This window comes from Streptomyces sp. 147326 (assembly GCF_045000215.1).
GTDB lineage: Bacteria > Actinomycetota > Actinomycetes > Streptomycetales > Streptomycetaceae > Streptomyces.
Map to the genome: position 1 here is coordinate 3,645,915 of NZ_CP134201.1, position 13,991 is coordinate 3,659,905.

Consider the following 13,991-nt stretch of genomic DNA (forward strand, 5'->3'; position numbering starts at 1 on the left):
GAAGGGACGGCACCCCCATGCCCGCAGATCTCGCCGTCATCGGACTCGGCCATCTCGGCCTCCCGCTCGCCCAGGCGGCCGTCGCCGCCGGGATCGAGACGGTCGGCTACGACAGCGGTCCGGTCACGGACTCCACCCTCACCGCCGCCGAGATCCGCCGCATGTCGGCGGCCGGCTTCCGGGTGACCACCAACCCCGCCGAGCTCGGCCGGGTCCGCACGGCCGTCATCTGCGCCCCCACCCAGCTCGGCGCCGATCGCGCACTGGACCTCTCCGCCGTCGGCGAGGCCGGCCACGCGCTCGCCGCGCGGCTGCGCCCGCACACCACCGTGATCCTCGAATCCGCCGTCCACCCGGGCGTCACCGAGGACTACCTGCGCCCGATCCTCGAAGCGGGCTCGGGGCTCCGGGCCGGCCGGGACTTCCACCTGGCCTACTCCCCCAGCCGCCACGACCCGGGCAACCGGACCCACGGCATCGCCAACACCCCCAAGGTGATCGGCGGCCTCACCCCCGCCTGCACCGAGTCCGCGCACGCCTTCTACGCCCGCCTCACCGAGAAGGTGGTCCGCGCCCGCGGGCTGCGCGAGGCCGAGACCGTCCAGCTCCTCGAAACGAACTACCGGCACGTGAACATCGCCCTCATGAACGAGATGGCCGTGCTCTGCCACGACCTCGGCGTCGACCTGTGGGACGTGATCCGCTGCGCCGAGACCAAGCCGTACGGGTTCCAGGCCTTCCGCCCCGGCCCCGGGGTCGGCGGCCACGGAGTCCCCCTGGACCCGAACTACCTCCCCCACACCACCCGCACCCCCGGCCACCCCCTGCGCATGGTCGGCCTGGCGCAGGAGATCAACAACCGGATGCCGCAGTACGTCATCCAGCGTTCCGCCACCCTGCTGAACGAGCACGGCAAGTCGGCCCGTGGCGCCCGCGTCCTCCTGCTGGGCGTCACCTACAAGCCCGACCTCGCCGACCAGGAGGGCTCCCCGGCCCGCGAGATCGCCAGCCGCCTGCTCGACCTGGGGGCGCTGATCAGCTACCACGACCCGTACATCACGGGCTGGCGGGTCAGGGACCAGCCGGTCCCCCGTGCCGAATCGTTGTACGAGGCCGCCGCCAACGCCGACCTGACGATCCTGCTCCAGCACCACCGCACCTACGACCTTCAAGGTCTTGCCGTGAAGGCCCAATTGCTGCTGGACACCCGGGGCGCCAGCCCGGTGGGCGCGGCCCACCGCCTGTGACGGCAGGGAAATCCTCCCCGTGGATGTCCGTCGCGGCTGCTAGCCTGCGGCGTCACTTATCTCGCACATACGTCCCCCTGGACACGTGTGCCACGCATCCCTGGGGGGGATTTCCCAATGAGCCAGAACTTCACGCCGCCCGCGCCCGACTCCTTCAGTCCGGCGCCCGCCCCGGCCCCGGCCCGCACCGGCAACATCGGTCTCGGCATCGTCGCGGCCGTCGTCGCGGCCCTCGTCGCGGCGGGCGCGTACGGCGGCATCATGAACGCCATCGAGCGCGAGATCGGCTACGCGGCGATCGGCGTCGGCCTCCTCGTCGGCCTCACCGCCGGCAAGGTCGGCGGCCGCAACCCGGTCCTGCCCGCGATCGCCGCCGCGCTCTCCCTCGGCGCCGTCTACCTCGGCCAGCTCTTCTTCATCGCGCTGGCGTTCGCCGACTACGGCCAGGTGGGCGTGGGCGAGGTGCTCAGCGAGGTCGGCATCGGCGGCCTGAACGACATCTGGAAGGAGAGCGCGGACTTCATGTCCTACCTCTTCCTCGGCATCGGCGGCTTCGCCGCCTTCGGCGCGGCCAAGAAGATGGGCGACTGACCGGCCGCACCGCGCAACGCCGGAGGGCCGGCACCCCAAGCACGGGGTGCCGGCCCTCCGGCGTACGGGCGGAGCGGTCAGCGGCTGTGCTGCGAGTCCGCGATCGTGACCTCGACCCGCTGGAACTCCTTGAGCTCGCTGTAGCCGGTGGTGGCCATCGAGCGGCGCAGGGCGCCGAAGATGTTCATCGAGCCGTCCGGGGTGTGCGAGGGACCGGTGAGGATCTCCTCGGTGGTGCCGACGGTGCCCAGGTCGACCTTCTTGCCGCGCGGCACGTCCTCGTGAACGGCCTCCATGCCCCAGTGGTTGCCCTTGCCGGGCGCGTCGGTGGCACGGGCCAACGGGGAGCCCATCATCACGGCGTCCGCTCCGCAGGCGACGGCCTTCGGGATGTCGCCCGACCAGCCCACGCCGCCGTCGGCGATGACGTGCACGTAGCGGCCGCCGGACTCGTCCATGTAGTCGCGGCGGGCCGCGGCCACGTCCGCGACGGCGGTCGCCATCGGGACCTGGATGCCGAGCACGTTGCGCGTGGTGTGCGCGGCGCCGCCGCCGAAGCCGACCAGGACGCCCGCGGCGCCGGTGCGCATCAGGTGCAGGGCCGCGGTGTAGGTGGCGCAGCCGCCCACGATGACCGGGACGTCGAGCTCGTAGATGAACTGCTTGAGGTTCAGCGGTTCGGCGGCGCCCGAGACGTGCTCGGCCGACACGGTGGTGCCGCGGATCACGAAGATGTCCACGCCCGCGTCGACGACGGCCTTGGAGAACTCGGCGGTGCGCTGCGGGGAGAGCGCGGCGGCGGTGACGACGCCGGAGTCGCGCACCTCCTTGATGCGCTGCCGGATCAGGTCGGCCTGGATCGGCGCGGAGTAGATCTCCTGGAGGCGGCGGGTGGCCGCGTCCTCGTCCAGCTCCGTGATCTCGTCGAGCAGCGGCTGCGGGTCCTCGTACCGGGTCCACAGGCCTTCGAGGTTCAGCACGCCGAGGCCGCCGAGCTCGCCGATGCGGATGGCGGTCTGCGGGGAGACGACCGAGTCCATGGGGGCGGCCAGGAAGGGGAGCTCGAAGCGGTAGGCGTCGATCTGCCAGGCGATCGAGACCTCCTTCGGGTCCCGGGTACGGCGGCTGGGGACGATGGCGATGTCATCGAACGCGTACGCCCGGCGGCCGCGCTTGCCGCGCCCGATCTCGATCTCAGTCACGTGTGGTGGCCTTTCCTCTGGGTCTGCCCGTCCAGTATCCCCGAACCCCGGGGGCCCGCGTTCCGGTGACCGCTGTACGGACGACCGGCCCCCACGCCGGAGGGGCGGGCCCGGTCACCCGGGCCCGCCCCTCCGCGTCGGCTGCTACCCCTTGCGGGAGTAGTTCGGTGCTTCCACCGTCATCTGGATGTCGTGCGGGTGGCTCTCCTTGAGCCCCGCAGAGGTGATCCGGACGAAGCGGCCCCGGTCCTGCAGCTGGGGGACCGTGCGGCCGCCGACGTAGAACATCGACTGGCGCAGGCCTCCGACGAGCTGGTGCACGACCGCGGAGAGCGGGCCGCGGTACGGGACCTGGCCCTCGATGCCCTCGGGGATGAGCTTGTCGTCGCCGCCCACGCCCTCCTGGAAGTAGCGGTCCTTGGAGAAGGAGCGCTGGTCGCCACGGGACTGCATCGCGCCGAGCGAACCCATGCCTCGGTAGGACTTGAACTGCTTGCCGTTGATGAAGAGCAGCTCGCCCGGGGACTCCTCGCAGCCCGCGAGCAGCGAACCGAGCATCACCGTGTCGGCGCCCGCGACCAGGGCCTTGGCGATGTCGCCGGAGTACTGGAGGCCGCCGTCGCCGATGACCGGGACGCCGGCCGCCTTGGCGGCGAGCGCGGCCTCGTAGATCGCGGTGACCTGCGGGACGCCGATGCCGGCGACGACGCGGGTGGTGCAGATGGAACCGGGGCCGACGCCGACCTTGATGCCGTCGCAGCCGGCGTCGATGAGCGCCTGGGCGCCGTCGCGGGTGGCGACGTTGCCGCCGATGACGTCGACGGTGGAGTTCGACTTGATCTTGGCGACCATGTCGCCGACCAGGCGGGAGTGGCCGTGGGCGGTGTCGACGACGATGAAGTCGGCACCCGCCTCGATCAGGGCCTGGGCACGCTCGTACGCGTCGCCGGCGACACCGACGGCCGCGCCGACGAGCAGCCGGCCGCCCTTGTCCTTGGCGGCGTTCGGGTACTGCTCGGCCTTGACGAAGTCCTTGACCGTGATGAGGCCCTTGAGGATGCCCGCGTCGTCGACCAGCGGAAGCTTCTCGATCTTGTGGCGGCGCAGCAGCTCCATGGCGTCTACGCCGGAGATGCCGACCTTGCCCGTGACGAGCGGCATCGGGGTCATGACCTCGCGCACCTGGCGGCTGCGGTCCGACTCGAAGGCCATGTCGCGGTTGGTGACGATGCCGAGGAGCTTGCCCGCGGCGTCGGTGACCGGGACGCCGGAGATGCGGAACTTCGCGCAGAGCTCGTCGGCCTCGCGCAGGGTCGCGTCCGGGTGGACCGTGATCGGGTCCGTGACCATGCCGGACTCGGAGCGCTTGACCAGGTCGACCTGGTTGGCCTGGTCGGCGATGGAGAGGTTGCGGTGCAGGACGCCGACGCCGCCCTGGCGGGCCATCGCGATGGCCATCCGGGCCTCGGTGACCTTGTCCATGGCCGCGGACAGCAGGGGAACGTTCACACGGACGTTCCGCGAGATCAGGGAAGAGGTGTCGATCGCATCAGGCGACATGTCCGACGCGCCCGGCAGCAGCAGCACGTCGTCGTAGGTCAGTCCGAGCGTGGCGAATTTGTCGGGCACTCCGTCGGCGGTCATGACACCTTCCCAAATGGTCTTGCTCAGCGCGGATGTCCATGCTAACGGGATCCCGACGCGTCTCATTCCACGACCAAGGTCAAGCAGAAGATTCGTCGCTTCCTACGACTGCTCCTACTGCTCGGCGAGCGCCCGCAGCCGGCTGAGCGCCCGGTGCTGTGCCACGCGCACGGCCCCGGGGGACATCCCGAGCATCTGCCCGGTCTCCTCCGCGGTCAGCCCGACGGCCACCCGCAGGACGAGGAGCTCGCGCTGGTTCTCCGGAAGGTTGGCCAGCAGCTTCTTGGCCCAGGCGGCGTCGCTGCTGAGCAGTGCCCGCTCCTCCGGACCGAGTGAGTCGTCGGGCCGCTCCGGCATCTCGTCGGAGGGCACGGCCGTGCTGCCCGGGTGCCGCATGGCGGCCCGCTGCAGGTCGGCGACCTTGTGCGCGGCGATGGCGAAGACGAAGGCCTCGAAGGGCCGGCCGGTGTCCCGGTAGCGCGGCAGGGCCATCAGGACGGCGACGCAGACCTCCTGCGCCAGGTCCTCCACGAAGTGACGAGCGTCACCCGGGAGCCGCGACAGCCGGGTGCGGCAGTAGCGGATCGCGAGGGGGTGCACGAAGGCGAGCAGGTCGTGCGTGGCCTGTTCGTCACCCTCGACCGCCCTGCGTACGAGCGCGCTGACACCCCCGGCACTGCCGCCTTTGGCGGCGCCGGTGGGGCCTGTGGCCGCGGGTGACCCCAGGGCCTCGTCGTCGCGCATCAATCCATGGTGCCTTGGCGCCGGAGCATCCGCGGCACCGTGGCCCTTGTTGTGCATCGAAGCGTTATGAGCGGGTGCGCCTGAGCTCGTCATCTGCGCCCTCCCCTCCCGCTCGGCCGAATAGTCTCCGAGAGACTCCACACCCTCAAGGATGCGGCATCGCGCACGAAGCGAGACGTCCCCCGGATTGTGCCCCGCCAACCCCCGGGTGCGCAGCGGGTACGGCGGGACAGGGCTACACCGAAAACGAGGGCGGCGCGCCGCCCCGTCCGCCCGTGGCGGACGGGACCGCTCTCGACGATCCGCGGTCCGCGGCGGACCGGGCCGGGCCCGGCCACGACCCGCGGGTCAGCGGACCAGACCCCAGCGGAATCCGAGTGCCACGGCGTGCGCCCGGTCCGAGGCGCCGAGCTTCTTGAACAGCCTGCGGGCGTGCGTCTTGACCGTGTCCTCGGAGAGGAAGAGCTCGCGCCCGATCTCCGCGTTGGACCGGCCGTGGCTCATGCCCTCCAGCACCTGGATCTCGCGCGCGGTGAGCGTGGGCGCGGCGCCCATCTCGGCCGAGCGGAGCCGGCGCGGGGCCAGTCGCCAGGTCGGGTCGGCGAGGGCCTGGGTGACCGTGGCCCGCAGCTCGGCGCGCGAGGCGTCCTTGTGCAGGTACCCGCGGGCGCCGGCGGCGACCGCGAGGGCCACGCCGTCCAGGTCCTCGGCGACCGTCAGCATGATGATGCGGGCACCGGGGTCGGCCGAGAGCAGTCGGCGGACCGTCTCCACGCCGCCGAGCCCCGGCATCCGTACATCCATCAGAATCAGGTCGGAGCGGTCGGCACCCCAGCGGCGGAGGACTTCCTCGCCGTTGGCAGCCGTCGTCACACGCTCGACGCCGGGCACGGTGGCAACCGCGCGACGGAGCGCCTCTCGGGCAAGCGGGGAGTCGTCGCAGACGAGGACGGATGTCATGACCGCCCTCCGCAGCTGCTGATGCGCGTCACCTTGAGCCTCCAGGCTGGTACGTATCGTCACCTGTGCGGTCGATGCCCCCGGACACCTGTCCGAGAACTTGTTGGTTCAACCGCCTTCGCACTCTCAACGATGGTCACTCGAAAGAGTTACGGGTCGGACGGACACCTTCGGCACTCTACGTGAGGAAGCGATCACGGCGCCGACGCCACAAGCCACCTGTCCTCCATCTGGAGCTATGCCCTATTTGGCGGCTTTCCTTCCGTTTGGCACGTGTCTGAGGCTAGATTCCCAATGAGTCATATTTACATCTACTCCGACAGTAGGTGTGGAGACCCTTGGAGACATCGACCGTATCCGCCTCAGTACCGGCACCAACGAGGACTACCAATGGCAGATTTCTCCCGCCTCCCCGGCCCGAACGCCGACCTCTGGGACTGGCAGCTGCTGGCTGCCTGCCGCGGGGTCGACAGCTCCCTCTTCTTCCACCCGGAAGGCGAGCGGGGCGCGGCCAGGAGCGCGCGCGAGGCCTCGGCTAAAGAGGTCTGCATGCGATGCCCGGTCCGCGCGGAATGTGCCGCGCACGCACTCGCCGTCCGCGAGCCCTACGGAGTGTGGGGAGGTCTGACCGAGGACGAACGTGAGGAACTGATGGGCCGCGCCCGGCACCGTCTGATCCCCGCGTCGAGTGCGATCGGTCCGATCGCTCCGGACTGAGCGTTCGCCGAAACGTCCGAAGGAACGTTTCTTCGAATCACCTGCACACCCGGGCGTGTCGCCGCCAAACCCGGAATTCACGCGTTCGGCCGTACGCACCCGGTTGAGTGCGTGCGTACGGCCGGTTGCGCGCGGCCCGTCGACGGGCGCGTGCGGTCCGCCGACGGGCGCGTGCGGTCCGCCGGTGCGGCCCGTCAGCGCGTGGCGGCCCGCTCCAGCTCGGCCAGGGTCGCGGCCACCGCCGGCACCCGGGCCAGGTCGGGCAGGGTCAGCGCCACGACCTCCCGCTCGACGGCCGGCTCCACGGCGACCGTGCTCACGCCCTTGGCCCGCACGGACTCCACCGCGAGCTCCGGCAGCACCGCGACGCCCAGCCCCGCGCCGACCAGGCCGACCACCGCCGGGTAGTCGTCGGTGGCGAAGTCGATGCGCGGGGTGAAGCCCACGCCCTCGCACACCTCCACCAGGTGGCGGCGGCAGCGCGGACAGCCCGCGATCCAGGGCTCGTCGGCCAGCTCCGCCATGCCCACGCGCTCCGCGCCGGCCAGCCGGTGCCCCTCCGGGACCAGCCCGACGAGCCGGTCCGTCAGCAGCGGCCGCACCACGAGGTCCTCCCACTCCGCGGCGGAGCCGGCGGCCCCGCCGTAGCGGAAGGCCAGCGCCAGGTCGCAGTCGCCCTCGCGCAGCATCTCCACCGAGCGCGGCGGCTCCGCCTCGACCAGCGAGATCCGGGTGCCCGGGTGTTCGGCGCGCATCGCGGCGAGCGCGGTCGGCACCAGCGTCGAGCTGCCGCTGGGGAAGGACACGAGCCGCACCCGGCCGGCGCGCAGCCCGGCGATGGCCGCGACCTCCTCCTCGGCGGCGGTCAGCCCCGCCAGGATCCCCGCGGCGTGCCGCACGAGGGCCTCACCGGCCTGGGTCAGCCGCATCTCGCGCCCGGTGCGGATGAGCAGCGGCGTGCCGGCCGAGTGCTCCAGTGCCTTCATCTGCTGGGAGACGGCGGGCTGGGTGCAGCCGAGCTCGCGGGCGGCGGCGGAGAAGGAACCGGTCCCGGCGACGGCGCGCAGAACGCGGAGATGACGTGCCTCGATCACCCTGCGAGCATAAGGCCTGCTTTGACTGCTGCGCGAATGTCTCTGGGACGCTTTGGGTCCCGCTCGCGGCTAGCGTGTTCCCCCATGGGCACCATGCAACTGATCTCCGTGAACCTCGGCCGCGCCACGGCCGTCGACTACACCGACGCCGAGGGCGGGGTGACGGGCATCGGCAAGCGCCCCGTCCCCGGGCCGGTCCGCGTCCGCACCCCCGGCTCGAAGGCCACCGGCCTCGGCAGCGGCCTGGAGGGGGACGCCGTCTGCGACCGGCGCCACCACGGCGGCGACCACCAGGCCGTCTACGCGTACGCGCGCGAGGACCTGGACTGGTGGGAGGGCGAGCTGGGCCGCGAGCTGCCCGGCGGGATCTTCGGGGAGAACTTCACCACCTCCGGCATCGACCTGAACACCGCGCGACTGGGCGACCGCTGGCGGGTCGGCGCGGAGCTCGTCCTCGAGGTGGCCTCGGCCCGCATTCCCTGCCGGACCTTCCAGGGGGTCATGGGCGAGACCGGCTGGGTCAGGCGGTTCACCCGGGTGGTCCGCCCGGGCGCGTACCTGCGGGTGATCCGGGAGGGTTCGGTCTCCCCCGGCGATCCCGTCGAGGTCATCCACCGGCCGGACCACGAGGTGACGGTGGAGCTGTGGTTCCGCGCCTTCACCACCGAGCGCGCGCTGCTGCCGCGCACCCTGGCGGCGGGTGCGGCGATGGAACCCGAGGCCCACGAGCGGGTGCGCCGGTACATGGAGAAGCAGGGGGCCGGCGCCGGGGCGCGGTAGCACCGTCACCCGGGGCGGCTAGGTTGCGCCTATGACGACTGCGTTGATTACGGGATCCACGGCGGGCATCGGCGCCGCATTCGCCCGGCGGCTCGCCGCCCAGGGGCACAACCTGGTGCTGGTGGCACGCGACACCAAGCGGCTGGGCGAGCAGGCCACCGAGCTGCACGACCGGCACGGGATCGAGGCCGAGGTGCTGGCCGCCGACCTCTCCACCGAGGAGGGCATCGCGGCGGTGGAGCAGCGCCTCGACGACCGTACGCACCCGGTGGACCTGCTGGTCAACAACGCCGGCTTCGGCAACAAGGGCCGCTACCTCGAGGTCTCCATGGCCGACGAGCTGAGCATGCTGAAGGTGCACATCGAGGCGGTCCTGCGGCTGACTTCGGCGGCCACGCGGTCGATGCGCTCGCGCGGCCGCGGCGGCGTGATCAACGTGGCCTCGGTGGCCGCCTTCGTGCCGCGCGGCACGTACGGGGCGAGCAAGGCCTGGGTCGTGCAGTTCACCCAGGGCGCGGCGCGGGACCTGGCGGGGTCCGGCGTGCGGCTGATGGCGCTGTGCCCCGGCTTCGTCCGTACGGAGTTCCACCAGCGCGCCGGCATGGGCACGGACAACATCCCCGGCTGGATGTGGCTGGACGCCGACAAGCTGGTGGCGGCGGCCCTGGCCGACCTGGCGCGGGGGAAGACGGTGTCGATTCCGGACCCGCGGTACAAGGCGCTGATGGGCGTGGTGAAGCTGACGCCGCGCGGACTGCTGGGCGGGGTGTCCTCGCGTACGGGCCGCAAGTACGGGCCCCAGTAGCGTTCGTGACCGGCCGGTAAGCCCGCCACCGAGCCGCCAAACGGGCGAACCCTCCCTAAACTGGACATGTCCCATCTCCAGCGGGAGGCGACGCGATGACATTCGTACAAGTGATCGATTATGAGACCAGGCGGTTCGATGAGATGAACGCGCTCATCGACCGCTGGGCGGAGCAGAGCAGCGGCAGGCGCACCGCCACGCACACGATGATCGGCCAGGACCGCGAGGCCCGGAACCACTACGTGGACATGGTGGAATTCGCCTCGTACGAGGAGGCCATGAAGAACTCTCAGCTCCCCGAGACGGACCGGATGTTCCAGGAGATGGTGGCCCTCTGTGAGGGAATGCCGAAGTTCATGAACCTCGACGTGGTCCGCGACGAGCACCTCAACAAGCAGCTCGCCGACCGGGTGTTCCAGGAGGCCGCCATGGCCGGGAACATGAGCGTCTTCGACGACTGCTTCGCGACGAACTACATCAACCACGACGCCAGCAGGGAGGAGCCCACCGTCATCGGACGCGACGCCATGCGGTCGGACATGGAGACGTGGCGTACGGCCTTCGACATGACCTTCGAGCCGACGGCCCGGCTGGCCGAGGGCGACATGGTCACGACGGTGTGGAACTGGCGCGGCACCCACAAGGGAGAGTTCATGGGGGTCGCACCGACCGGGAAGACGTACGAGATGTCCGGGAGCACCACCTTCCGGTGCCAGGACGGAGAGATCACCGAGGGCTGGTGGCACTACAACCCCGGAGCCCTGCAGCGCCAGATGGGCGGGTCCGGATCGCCCTACGGATCCTGAGGCCGAAGCCGAACCACGCGGAAGGCCCCGCTCCGCGACTGCGGAACGGGGCCTTCTCTGCGTGGTGCGCGATCAGTGGCTGTGGCCGTGACCGTGGCCGTGACCGGCGTCGCCCTCGTCCTCCGCCGGCTTCTCGACGACCAGGGTCTCGGTCGTGAGCAGCAGGGAGGCGATGGAGGCGGCGTTCTCCAGCGCGGAACGGGTGACCTTCACCGGGTCGATGACGCCGGCCTTGACCAGGTCGCCGTACTCGCCGGTGGCGGCGTTGAAGCCCTGGCCCTTGTCGAGCTCGGCGACCTTCGAGGTGATGACGTAACCCTCGAGACCGGCGTTCTCGGCGATCCAGCGCAGCGGCTCGACGGCGGCGCGGCGCACGACCGCGACACCGGTGGCCTCGTCGCCCGACAGGCCGAGGTTGCCCTCGAGGACCTTGACGGCGTGGACGAGCGCGGAGCCACCGCCGGAGACGATGCCCTCCTCGACCGCGGCGCGGGTCGCCGAGATGGCGTCCTCGAGGCGGTGCTTCTTCTCCTTGAGCTCCACCTCGGTGGCGGCGCCGACCTTGATGACGCAGACGCCGCCGGCGAGCTTCGCCAGGCGCTCCTGCAGCTTCTCGCGGTCCCAGTCCGAGTCGGTGGACTCGATCTCGGCCTTGATCTGGTTGACGCGGCCGACGACCTCGTCGTGGCTGCCGCCACCGTCGACGATGGTGGTGTCGTCCTTGGAGATGGTCACGCGGCGGGCGGAGCCCAGGACGTCCAGACCGGCCTGGTCGAGCTTGAGGCCGACCTCCTCGGCGATGACGGTGGCACCGGTGAGGGTGGCCATGTCCTGGAGCATCGCCTTGCGGCGGTCACCGAAGCCGGGGGCCTTGACGGCGACCGCGTTGAAGGTGCCGCGGATCTTGTTGACGACGAGGGTGGAGAGCGCCTCGCCCTCGACGTCCTCGGCGATGATCAGCAGCGGGCGGGAGCCGCCGGCCTGGATGACCTTCTCCAGCAGGGGCAGGAGGTCCTGGATCGAGGAGATCTTGCCCTGGTTGATCAGGATGTACGGGTCGTCGAGGACGGCCTCCATACGCTCCTGGTCGGAGACCATGTACGGGGAGAGGTAGCCCTTGTCGAAGGCCATGCCCTCGGTGAACTCCAGCTCCAGGCCGAAGGTGTTGGACTCCTCGACGGTGATGACACCGTCCTTGCCGACCTTGTCCATCGCCTCGGCGATGAGCTCGCCGACCTGGGTGTCCTGCGCGGAGAGCGCGGCCACGGCGGCGATGTCGGACTTGTCCTCGATCGGGCGGGCGGTCGCGAGGAGCTCCTCGGAGACGGCCTTGACCGCGGCGTCGATGCCCTTCTTCAGGGCGGCCGGGGAGGCACCCGCGGCGACGTTGCGCAGACCCTCGCGGACCAGCGCCTGGGCCAGCACGGTGGCGGTGGTGGTGCCGTCACCCGCGATGTCGTTGGTCTTGGTCGCCACCTCCTTCACGAGCTGCGCGCCCAGGTTCTCGTACGGGTCGTCCAGCTCGACCTCGCGGGCGATGGTGACACCGTCGTTGGTGATGGTGGGGGCGCCGAACTTCTTGTCGATGACGACGTTGCGGCCCTTGGGGCCGATCGTCACCTTGACCGTGTCGGCAAGCTTGTTGACGCCGCGCTCGAGGGCGCGACGGGCGTCCTCGTCGAACTTCAGGATCTTCGCCATGGGAGCGGTTCAGCCCTCTCGAAAACTCGGGTTTAACGAGCTGCGCCCCTCGCCGCCCGGCAATCAGCGGGGTGACCAGGGGCGCAGCTCAAAGCAGTACTGATGAAGAGAATTACTTCTCGACGATCGCGAGCACGTCGCGGGCCGAGAGGACGAGGTATTCCTCGCCGCTGTACTTCACTTCGGTGCCGCCGTACTTGCTGTAGAGCACGATGTCGCCGACGGTGACGTCCAGCGGGAGACGCTGGCCGTCCTCGAAGCGACCCGGGCCCACCGCGAGGACGACGCCCTCCTGGGGCTTCTCCTTCGCAGTGTCCGGGATGACCAGGCCGGAGGCCGTGGTCTGCTCGGCGTCGAGCGGCTGGACCACAATGCGGTCCTCAAGCGGCTTGATGGCAACCTTGGAGCTGGCGGTCGTCACGATCCGACCTCCCCCTTCGGAGATCCGGGGTTAACTGTCTGAGGTGGCGACCAGGTCGATCCGTCGTCGCGGGTGCCGGATCTGCCTGTCGCTGTGTTGGCACTCACCAGGGGCGAGTGCCAGGTGCGAGACTATTCCGGCGATTAGCACTCGGTCAAGCGGAGTGCCAATTCTCGACGGTCGGGCGTTGCGCGGACCGGGCCCGGAACCGCGAAAATCAGGGCGCACGCACGTTCGGGATCACTACTCTCCCCCGCATGACCAGGACAAACTCAGGGGTGCGCTGGCATCACGCCATCCCGATCGCCGTCGGCCTCGCCTTCGGGATCTTCGCGTTCGCGTTGGCCGTACCGCGGCTGGTGACCCAGCTGACGGGGGTGGAGGGCAGCTTCCGCGCAGAGCGGTGCACGTGGGAGGAGGACTCGGAGGGGGACCCGGAGGCCACCTGCAAGGGATCCTTCACCGCCTCCGACGGATCGTTCACGATCCGCGGGATCGAGATCGAGGGCCGCTTCGAGACCCGGCCGAAGGCACCGGTGGCCTCCCTCGTCAGCGGACCGTCGGCCGACAAGGCCGTGCGGCCGGACCTCCTCACCTCGCTCGCGCCCATGGGCCTGGGCCTGACCGGCTTCGCGTTCCCGGCCTGGGCGCTGACCTCGACCACCCGCGACGCCTTCGACCGCCGCCGGCGCCGGCGCGACGGCACTGAGGACCCCACGGCCCCCGCCGCACCGGCGGACCCGGCCGTATCCACGAACCCCGCCGATTCCGCGGACGTCTCGCACTGAGCCCCTCGGAACCGGGTCCCGCGACGGCCGGTTGGCCCGATGTATGAGGCTTGGGGCCGTGCGCATCCTCGTGGTCGAAGACGAAGAAGGCCTCGCCGAGTCCCTGCGGCGCGGCCTGTCCGCCGACGGACACCTGGTCGAGGTCGCGCACGACGGCCACCGCGGCCTGGACCTCGCCCTCGCCCTCGCCGGCGGCCCGTACGACGTCGTCCTGCTCGACCTGATGCTCCCCGGCCTGAGCGGCTACGAGATCTGCGCCCGCATGCGTGCCCACGGGGACACCACCCCGGTCCTGATGCTCACCGCCCGGGACGGCGAGTACGACGAGGCCGAGGGGCTGGACTGCGGCGCCGACGACTACCTCACCAAGCCGTTCTCCTTCGTGGTCCTGGCCGCCCGGATCCGCGCGCCGGCCCGCCGGGCCGGCGCCTGGACCGGCGGGTTCCGGACCCGGGCGGGGCCGACGAGATCGCGCAGCTCGCCCGGACCGT

At 70.9% G+C, this 13,991-nt stretch carries 14 protein-coding genes and 2 pseudogenes; 9 read left to right on the forward strand and 7 right to left on the reverse strand.

Features of this window, described 5'->3' with window-relative positions; all coding sequences use genetic code 11:
• Nucleotides 1–17: 17 nt before the first annotated feature.
• A complete protein-coding gene (locus RIU97_RS16060) occupies nt 18–1,247 on the forward strand; it encodes a nucleotide sugar dehydrogenase (RefSeq protein WP_404957383.1) in 1,230 nt (409 codons plus the stop codon).
• A gap of 117 nt (nt 1,248–1,364) precedes the next feature.
• Entirely contained in the window at nt 1,365–1,838 is a 474-nt protein-coding gene (locus RIU97_RS16065; RefSeq protein WP_404957385.1) for a hypothetical protein, read from the forward strand.
• A gap of 77 nt (nt 1,839–1,915) precedes the next feature.
• Here the strand turns inward: RIU97_RS16065 and RIU97_RS16070 are convergent, their stop codons facing one another.
• The 4 genes from RIU97_RS16070 to RIU97_RS16085 form a co-directional block, all read right to left on the reverse strand.
• Nucleotides 1,916–3,040 carry a GuaB3 family IMP dehydrogenase-related protein gene (locus tag RIU97_RS16070; RefSeq protein ID WP_189733282.1) on the reverse strand — a complete coding sequence of 375 codons (1,125 nt, stop codon included), beginning with the start codon at nt 3,038–3,040 and terminating at the stop codon, nt 1,916–1,918.
• A 144-nt stretch (nt 3,041–3,184) separates the two neighbouring features.
• Nucleotides 3,185–4,684, reverse strand: a complete 1,500-nt coding sequence (guaB, locus tag RIU97_RS16075; RefSeq protein ID WP_404957388.1) for an IMP dehydrogenase — start codon at nt 4,682–4,684, stop codon at nt 3,185–3,187.
• A gap of 114 nt (nt 4,685–4,798) precedes the next feature.
• The gene (locus RIU97_RS16080) at nt 4,799–5,428 is read right to left on the reverse strand and encodes a sigma-70 family RNA polymerase sigma factor (RefSeq protein WP_030389108.1); all 630 of its coding nucleotides are present in this window, start codon (nt 5,426–5,428) and stop codon (nt 4,799–4,801) included.
• A 348-nt stretch (nt 5,429–5,776) separates the two neighbouring features.
• Nucleotides 5,777–6,388, reverse strand: coding sequence for a response regulator transcription factor (locus tag RIU97_RS16085; protein ID WP_003948568.1), 612 nt, complete (start codon nt 6,386–6,388; stop codon nt 5,777–5,779).
• Between the two features lie 390 nt (nt 6,389–6,778).
• Here RIU97_RS16085 and RIU97_RS16090 point away from each other — a divergent pair, with 390 nt between their 5' ends.
• The gene (locus tag RIU97_RS16090; RefSeq protein WP_030710411.1) at nt 6,779–7,105 is read left to right on the forward strand and encodes a WhiB family transcriptional regulator; all 327 of its coding nucleotides are present in this window, start codon (nt 6,779–6,781) and stop codon (nt 7,103–7,105) included.
• Nucleotides 7,106–7,299: 194 nt separating this feature from the next.
• Here the strand turns inward: RIU97_RS16090 and RIU97_RS16095 are convergent, their stop codons facing one another.
• Nucleotides 7,300–8,199, reverse strand: a complete 900-nt coding sequence (locus RIU97_RS16095; RefSeq protein ID WP_404957391.1) for a LysR family transcriptional regulator — start codon at nt 8,197–8,199, stop codon at nt 7,300–7,302.
• A gap of 93 nt (nt 8,200–8,292) precedes the next feature.
• Here RIU97_RS16095 and RIU97_RS16100 point away from each other — a divergent pair, with 93 nt between their 5' ends.
• The 3 genes from RIU97_RS16100 (at nt 8,293) to RIU97_RS16110 (ending at nt 10,590) form a co-directional block, all read left to right on the forward strand.
• A complete protein-coding gene (locus RIU97_RS16100; protein WP_404962853.1) occupies nt 8,293–8,979 on the forward strand; it encodes an MOSC domain-containing protein in 687 nt (228 codons plus the stop codon).
• Nucleotides 8,980–9,010: 31 nt separating this feature from the next.
• Nucleotides 9,011–9,784 (forward strand): SDR family NAD(P)-dependent oxidoreductase, encoded by a 774-nt coding sequence (locus RIU97_RS16105; protein WP_404957393.1) that lies wholly within the window; start codon nt 9,011–9,013, stop codon nt 9,782–9,784.
• A gap of 95 nt (nt 9,785–9,879) precedes the next feature.
• The gene (locus RIU97_RS16110) at nt 9,880–10,590 is read left to right on the forward strand and encodes an ester cyclase (protein ID WP_404957395.1); all 711 of its coding nucleotides are present in this window, start codon (nt 9,880–9,882) and stop codon (nt 10,588–10,590) included.
• A 72-nt stretch (nt 10,591–10,662) separates the two neighbouring features.
• On the opposite strand, the gene groL is transcribed toward RIU97_RS16110, so the two are convergent.
• Together groL and groES are read right to left on the reverse strand one after the other, a co-directional pair.
• Nucleotides 10,663–12,291: a chaperonin GroEL gene (groL, locus tag RIU97_RS16115; RefSeq protein ID WP_362851991.1), complete on the reverse strand. Its 1,629-nt coding sequence runs from the start codon at nt 12,289–12,291 to the stop codon at nt 10,663–10,665.
• Between the two features lie 112 nt (nt 12,292–12,403).
• On the reverse strand, nt 12,404–12,712 hold the full coding sequence (groES, locus tag RIU97_RS16120) for a co-chaperone GroES (protein ID WP_030011064.1): 309 nt from the start codon (nt 12,710–12,712) through the stop codon (nt 12,404–12,406).
• Between the two features lie 257 nt (nt 12,713–12,969).
• Here groES and RIU97_RS16125 point away from each other — a divergent pair, with 257 nt between their 5' ends.
• The 3 genes and pseudogenes from RIU97_RS16125 to RIU97_RS16135 form a co-directional block, all read left to right on the forward strand.
• Nucleotides 12,970–13,500 (forward strand): hypothetical protein, encoded by a 531-nt coding sequence (locus RIU97_RS16125; RefSeq protein WP_404957398.1) that lies wholly within the window; start codon nt 12,970–12,972, stop codon nt 13,498–13,500.
• Between the two features lie 58 nt (nt 13,501–13,558).
• Nucleotides 13,559–13,927, forward strand: a pseudogene (locus tag RIU97_RS16130) (response regulator); the annotation flags it as partial.
• Nucleotides 13,928–13,929: 2 nt separating this feature from the next.
• Nucleotides 13,930–13,977 (forward strand): annotated as a pseudogene (locus RIU97_RS16135) (hypothetical protein); the annotation flags it as partial.
• Between the last annotated feature and the right edge of the window lie 14 nt (nt 13,978–13,991).